General features: G+C 65.7%; 5 protein-coding genes. 4 read left to right on the forward strand and 1 reads right to left on the reverse strand.

The genetic code is table 11. The annotated features are described in order from the left end of the window. Nucleotides 1-16: 16 nt before the first annotated feature. Nucleotides 17-637 (reverse strand): endonuclease domain-containing protein, encoded by a 621-nt coding sequence (locus HMPREF2559_RS08925; RefSeq protein ID WP_066512422.1) that lies wholly within the window; start codon nucleotides 635-637, stop codon nucleotides 17-19. A 175-nt stretch (nucleotides 638-812) separates the two neighbouring features. Here HMPREF2559_RS08925 and HMPREF2559_RS13030 point away from each other — a divergent pair, with 175 nt between their 5' ends. The 4 genes from HMPREF2559_RS13030 (at nucleotide 813) to HMPREF2559_RS08940 (ending at nucleotide 6,236) form a co-directional block, all read left to right on the forward strand. Beyond that, on the forward strand, nucleotides 813-1,034 hold the full coding sequence (locus HMPREF2559_RS13030) for a hypothetical protein (protein WP_168162245.1): 222 nt from the start codon (nucleotides 813-815) through the stop codon (nucleotides 1,032-1,034). A 487-nt stretch (nucleotides 1,035-1,521) separates the two neighbouring features. Next, nucleotides 1,522-1,812 carry a rhodanese-like domain-containing protein gene (locus tag HMPREF2559_RS08930; RefSeq protein ID WP_066492914.1) on the forward strand — a complete coding sequence of 97 codons (291 nt, stop codon included), beginning with the start codon at nucleotides 1,522-1,524 and terminating at the stop codon, nucleotides 1,810-1,812. A gap of 50 nt (nucleotides 1,813-1,862) precedes the next feature. Then, nucleotides 1,863-2,321, forward strand: coding sequence for a MarR family winged helix-turn-helix transcriptional regulator (locus tag HMPREF2559_RS08935; protein WP_066512420.1), 459 nt, complete (start codon nucleotides 1,863-1,865; stop codon nucleotides 2,319-2,321). Beyond that, on the forward strand, nucleotides 2,322-6,236 hold the full coding sequence (locus tag HMPREF2559_RS08940) for a Pls/PosA family non-ribosomal peptide synthetase (protein WP_083297818.1): 3,915 nt from the start codon (nucleotides 2,322-2,324) through the stop codon (nucleotides 6,234-6,236). Nucleotides 6,237-6,415 lie beyond the last annotated feature (179 nt).

Here is a 6,415-nt window from a genome sequence, read left to right on the forward strand (position 1 = left end):
GCGGGGTTTTCGCGTTTTAGTAGTCGCGGATCGGCCCGTCGAAGCCTCGAAATACGACGTGCCACGCGCTCGCGAGCTTATGCGCCCACGCGTTCCAATTCGGTGTGCGAGCCGTGGAGACCTGCTCCACAATCTCGTCGAGGTGGTGCGCGACGCAGCTGCCTGTATACCGCAGCGTCGTCCAGCCGCGCAGGACCGCGTCATTATTCTTCCAGTGGTCACGCACCACGGCTTGGCGGTCTTTGTGGAAGTCGAAGCCGTTGATCTCGATGGCGATCTTTTCCTTGGGCAGCACGAGGTCCCAGAAGTACGGGCCAATCTGGACGTTGCTCTCCACCTCGAGCCCACGCGCTTTAAGGGCGTGCGCCACCGTGATTTCCGCGCCGGAGTCCGTAAACAACGCGGCCGTTTTAAGGAACACGCGGCACTTCTTGGGCAGCGTGCCCACGTAGCTCAGGTGCCGCTCGAGCCGGTCCCGCCCGGTGCGGCCTGCGTACACCTTCTCCAGCAGCGCGTGTGCTTCCGGCTTCTCCATGACGCGCGTGGCGAGCACCGGCGTATGGACTCTGTGGCCAAGGAAATCGTGTGCGTTGAGGACCGTCGTGCGGTGGGCGACATAGTAGTCCGACTTTGCCATCAACCGTGGTGTTGCTACATCGAGCGGAAACGTAAGCGGTTGTTGCGCATAAATCTGCGCAGCGGTTCGGCCTGTGAAAACCGCCGTCGGATATTTCTCGGCAATGGCCTGGGCGACTATAGCTGGAGTGAGTTCGTTGTCGACGTAAAATCCTTTAGCAATACGGTGGCGTTGCATGTATTCCTCCCCCGAGATTTTTCAGTTGCCACTGCACAATAACTGGATTCCGACGGCCTCGCAGTGCAAGTCTTCCAGTTCGTTGCGAAAATTCATTCTAAATGGCAAGGAAGTTTCTGATTTTCGCAAGGAACCAGGACGTTTGTGTGAGTTCCTTGCGAAAATCCTTTTGCCACAAGAATTTTGGGTGGTGTTTTCGCAAGGAACGGCCCGCGACTAAAGGGAGCCCACCCACTCAATGGAATTGGAGTCGCCATCGTATGGCCTTGGCCCCAGACGGTCTCGAACTCGACGTTGCGGTCCATCATGCCAAGGGCGAGTGCCAGGTTCATCTCGGTCGTCGCCGCGGTGTCGCCTTGTTTGATACCGGTGTGGATACGCCAGTTGGGTGCTGCCTCGGAGGAGTCGTAGCTAGAGGACGTGGGGGCTGTCTGGGAAGCGAGCCCGGCGTGCTCCCCGGGATGATGACCTTGTAAGACCAATCCGGGGCGCCATCCTTCCACGCGGCGGCGAGAACGTAGATGCCGAGCGTCTCGATGTCCGCTGCCTGCGGCGAAGAACAGTAGTAGACGTCGTTGTTGTCGTCGCGCTGGCAAGGCCGGTCACGGGCAAAAGGAACGGCGGTACATAATTTTTTGCTTAAGCCCGATCGGACACTACCCGCAAGTCTGAACCGAGCATTCACAGGAAAAGGTAGGCTGGCTCGCATGAAAGAAGTAGAACCGAAGGACGTGCCGCAAGGCGCGCAGCTTATCGATGTCCGCGAAAACGACGAGTGGAACCAGGTCCATGCCGCGGGTGCCACCCACATTCCAATGGGCGAGGTGCCGCAGCGCTACGCAGAGATCGATCCAGACAAGGACATCTACGTCATTTGCGCGGCAGGCGGCCGCTCGGCGCAGGTGGCGGAGTACCTCGAGCAGGCGCTCGGCTGGGACGCAATCAACGTCGCAGGCGGCACGAATGCTTGGGTTAGCCAGGGTCTGCCTACGGAGTAGCGCCGCCGAATAATTGGCTTCAACCCATCATTTGGGCTTAGTATGGTGGTATGTCTTCCACGAAAACCCACCCGATTCCTACCGCTCTGCTGGAGTCCCCGTCGTTTCAGCTCGAGCGCCTTCGCCGCCGCGTCCGCGATATGGTCGAGGCTCAGCTGAATTCGCAGGAGACGACTCTGCGCGAATTTTGGGTACTCACGTGCCTCGTCGAGGAGTCCGCGGCGAGCCAGTCTCACCTGTCTGACACGCTGGCTATCGACGCCTCGGACATGGTGCGCCTCATCGACGCCCTCGAGCAACGTGGCTGGGCCAAGCGCGAGCGCGACCCCCGCGATCGCCGCCGCCAAATCGTCGCCTCCACGAAGAAGGGCACGAAGGCCCACGGCCAGCTCGCAGAGCTCGTCACGGCTGCCGAGGACGAGGCGCTCGACGCCTCCACAAATAAGCAGCTCAAGCACCTGCGCAAGCTCGCGACCTCCATCATCTCGGCGGGGGAGGACGATTCCTAAATGGAGCCGCGCCACGCGTTGCCCGAAGATCCCCGTGATGAGCACCAGCCCGGAGCGGGGATTATTCATGTGCCCGAGTCCTATCTCCTGCGCGAGGAGGCCGCCCCGCCCCGCACGCTCGTCGACATCGTCCGCACCACGGCTGGGCTCTACCCCGACGCCGCAGCCATTGATGACGGCGAGGTCCTCACCTACGCCGAATTGCTTGCCGATGCCACCGCCTGGGCCGCCGAACTTTCGGCCCAGGGGATTGGGCGCGGCCATCGCATCGGCGTGCGCATGACCTCGGGTAAGAAGGAACTCTACCTCGCGATTTTGGCGACGCTCTTCGCGGGCGCCGCCTACGTGCCTGTCGACGCAGACGATCCGGACGAGCGCGCCGAGATGGTCTTCGGCGAGGCCGCCATTGACGGCATCTTCACCGACGAGGGCTTCCGTCGTTTAACTCCGGACGCGCACGCGGCCGGCGAGCCGCGCCCTGAGGATGACGCGTGGATCATCTTCACCTCGGGCTCGACGGGCAAGCCGAAGGGCGTGGCTGTGAGCCACCGCTCCGCCGCCGCGTTCGTGGACGCTGAGGCTTCGATTTTTCTAGCGGACCACCCTGGTGGTCCCCTAGGACCAGATGACCGCGTGCTTGCGGGCCTGTCCGTCGCCTTCGACGCGAGCTGTGAGGAAATGTGGCTCGCATGGGGCCACGGCGGCTGCCTTGTCCCGGCGCCACGCTCGCTCGTGCGCTCCGGCATGGATCTCGGCCCCTGGCTCATCCGCCGCGACATCACGGTGGTCTCCACCGTCCCGACCCTCGCGGGTCTGTGGCCCGCAGAGGCCCTCGACCACGTGCGCCTGCTCATCGTCGGCGGCGAAGCCTGTTCGCAAGAGCTCGTCGACCGCCTGGCGACCGAGGACCGCGAGATGTGGAATACCTACGGCCCCACGGAGGCCACCGTCGTGTCCTCGGCGGCGAGGCTCCTGCCTGGCCAGCCAGTGGGCATCGGGAAGCCTTTGCGCGGCTGGGACCTGGCGGTCGTGGATACCGAGGGGTTTCCCGTACAGATGGGCCAGGTGGGCGAGCTCGTCATCGCCGGCGTGGGTCTTGCGCGCTACCTCGACCCGGTCAAGGACGCCGAAAAGTACGCGCCGCTCGAGTCCATGGCGTGGGAGCGCGCATACCGCTCGGGCGACCACGTGCGCCTCGAAGAGGACGGCTTGTACTTCGTGGGTCGCGTCGACGACCAGGTGAAGATCGGCGGCCGCCGCATCGAGCTCGGCGAGGTCGAGGCCAACGTCGCGGCCCTGCCGAATGTCTACAACTCGGCCGTCGCGGTGCAGTCCACGGCTGGCGGCGAGAAGGTCCTCGTGGGCTATGTCTCGCTCGATGACCCGGACGCCGGCTTCGATGAGAACGCTGCGCGCGAGCGCCTCGCCGAGTCCATGCCCGCCGCCCTCGTCCCGCGCCTGTGCGTCATGGACGAGCTGCCCGTGCGCACCTCCGGCAAGGTCGACAAAAAGGCGCTGCCGTGGCCGCTACCTGGCGTGGGCGTCGAGGCCGTGGGCCTCACCGACACCGAGGCGTGGCTCGCGCAGCTCTTCGTCGAGGTCCTCGGCGTTTCCGTCGAAGACGCGAACGCGGACTTCTTCACGCTGGGCGGCACGTCGCTCGCCGCGGCCACCCTCGTGGGCCGCATTCGCGACCGCTACCCCACCACGTCCGTGCGTGACCTCTACGATCACCCGCGTCTGGGCGCGCTCGCCGAGCTTATCGATGCCGCCTCTCCGTCCGCCTCGTCCGTGACGCGCCAGCGTCACGTCGCGCGGGTGAGGTGGACCACGCGCCTCATTCAGTTCCTGGTGCAGATTCCCGTCATGACGCTCGCCGCGAGCTCGTGGCTCGCGTGGCTGCTGCTCGGTTCGAATCTGGCGGTCCTCGCCGGCATCGAGTGGGCCGTATGGTCGCCGTGGTGGCTCGTCATCGCCTTGGTGCTGGTCTTCGCCACACCGCTCGGGCGCATTCCGCTGGGCGGCTTCGGCGCGCGACTCATCACGAGCGGCATTCAGCCTGGCGAGTACCCGCGCGGCGGCTCGGTGCACCTACGCATCTGGGCGGCGGAACGCTGGGCCGACGCGTCCGGTTCGCGGTCCATCGCGGGTGCGACGTGGGTCAATAACTACGCGCGCACCCTCGGCGTGAAGATCGGCCACGGCGTCGATCTCCACTCGCTGCCGCCGGTCACGGGCCTGCTTACCATCGGCGCGCACGCGTCCATCGAGCCGGAGGTCGATCTCTCCGGCTACTGGCTCGACGGCGACATTTTGCGCGTGGGTGCCATCGAGGTAGGCAAGAACGCCCGCGTCGGCGCGCGCTCCACGCTGCTGCCTGGCACGCGCGTCGGCAACGATGCCCACATCGAGGCCGGATCCACCGTGACGGGCGCGAAGAAGGTCAAGTCTGGCCAACGCTGGTCCGGTTCGCCCGCGGCAAAGGTAGGCCGCTCCAAGCACCGCTTCCCTGATGAGCACCCGCGCCGCCGCAGCCACTGGGTCGCCATCTATGGCGTCACCTCGTTCCTGCTCGCGCTGCAGCCGCTCATGGCGCTTGCCGTGGGTGCCGCCGCGACCGTGGCGCTCATCCAGCTCACCGGCGGCAACCCCTACGTGGGCGGACTGCTCTTCGCACCCGTCGGCGCCCTGGCCGCCTTCGCGTTCTTCATGGCACAAACGTGGCTGGGCGTGCGCTTCCTGCAGCTGGGACTCAAGCCCGGCGTGGCGCCGGTGCGCTCGGCGGCTGGCTGGCGCGCCTGGGGCATCGAAAGGCTCATGGATGAAGCCCGCACGACGCTCTTCCCGCTCTACGCCTCCCAGCTCACGCCGGGCTGGCTGCGCTCGCTCGGCGCACGCATTGGCCGCGACGCTGAAATTTCCACCGCCGTCATGATTCCGAAGCTCACCGAGGTCAAGGACGGCGCGTTCCTCGCGGATGACACGCTCGTGGGCGGTTACGAGCTCGGCGGCGGCTGGCTGCTCACCGGCGAGACTAAGGTGGGCAAGCGCTCGTTTGTGGGCAACTCCGGCATCACGGGCCCCGGCCGCAAGCTGGGCAAGAATTCGCTCGTGGCCGTACTCTCTTCGACGCCGAAGAAGTCCAAAGCCGGTTCCAACTGGTGGGGCTCCCCGCCGGAGCGCATGCGCCGCGTCGAGGCGCACGTCGACGGCGGCGAGGCCCTCACCTATAGCCCGGGCCTGGGCGTCAAGATCGCGCGCGGCGCGGTAGAAACCCTCCGTCTCCTCGCGCCGATGACCTCCGCGATGCTGCTCGCCGCAGTCCTCGGCGGCCTCCTGTGGCTGCTCGACGCCTATGGCCTGGCGGTTGCGTGGCTCGTCTCTGGCCTGCTGCTCATGGCCGCCGGCGCGGTGGGCGTGGCCATCACCGTGGCCGTGAAGTGGATCTGCGTCGGCCGCCACGTGCCGGGCGACCACCCACTGTGGTCCTCGTTCGTGTGGCTCAACGAGCTCCAGGACGCCTTCGTCGAATCCGTCGCCGCCCCCTGGTTCTTCCAGCACGCGGGCGGCACGGGCTCGATGAATATGGCGCTGCGCGCACTCGGCGTGCGCATCGGCCGCGGCGCATGGATCGAGTCCTACTGGTTCCCGGAGACCGACCTCATCACGGTGGGCGACGGCGCCTCCGTGGGCCCCGGAACGGTGGTTCAAACCCATCTCTTCCAGGACCGCGTCATGAGCCTCGACACCGTCACCCTCGGCGCCGGTGCGACGCTCGCGGCGCACTCGGTGGCGCTGCCGGCGGCATCGGTAGGCCGTAGCGCGACGGTGGGTCCCGGCTCGCTTGTCATGCGCGGCGACCGCGTCCCTGCGGGCACCGTGTGGCAGGGCAATCCCATCGAACCGTGGGAGTAATACCTTTGTGACCTTCGCCACCTAACGGTACGATTTCTTCCAAAATCGTACCGTTATTTTTATCAAGGCAGGTCTCTATGCTCCCCCTCACCGGCATCACCGTCGTCCACCTCGGCGGGATTGGCCCCGGCCCGTTTGCCGCAATGATGGCTCTTCCGGTTTTAGAGTGCATTGATTAG

Origin of the sequence: Corynebacterium sp. HMSC072G08, from assembly GCF_001809185.1 — a bacterium.
Lineage (GTDB): Bacteria > Actinomycetota > Actinomycetes > Mycobacteriales > Mycobacteriaceae > Corynebacterium > Corynebacterium phoceense.

Excerpts from the sequence above, each read along its gene's own strand:
- HMPREF2559_RS13030 (WP_168162245.1), top strand. The coding sequence starts at position 813 with ATGTATTCCTCCCCCGAGATTTTTCAGTTGCCACTGCACAATAACTGG.
- HMPREF2559_RS08925 (WP_066512422.1), bottom strand. The coding sequence starts at position 637 with ATGGCAAAGTCGGACTACTATGTCGCCCACCGCACGACGGTCCTCAAC.
- HMPREF2559_RS08935 (WP_066512420.1), top strand. The coding sequence starts at position 1,863 with ATGTCTTCCACGAAAACCCACCCGATTCCTACCGCTCTGCTGGAGTCC.
- HMPREF2559_RS08940 (WP_083297818.1), top strand. The coding sequence starts at position 2,322 with ATGGAGCCGCGCCACGCGTTGCCCGAAGATCCCCGTGATGAGCACCAG.
- HMPREF2559_RS08930 (WP_066492914.1), top strand. The coding sequence starts at position 1,522 with ATGAAAGAAGTAGAACCGAAGGACGTGCCGCAAGGCGCGCAGCTTATC.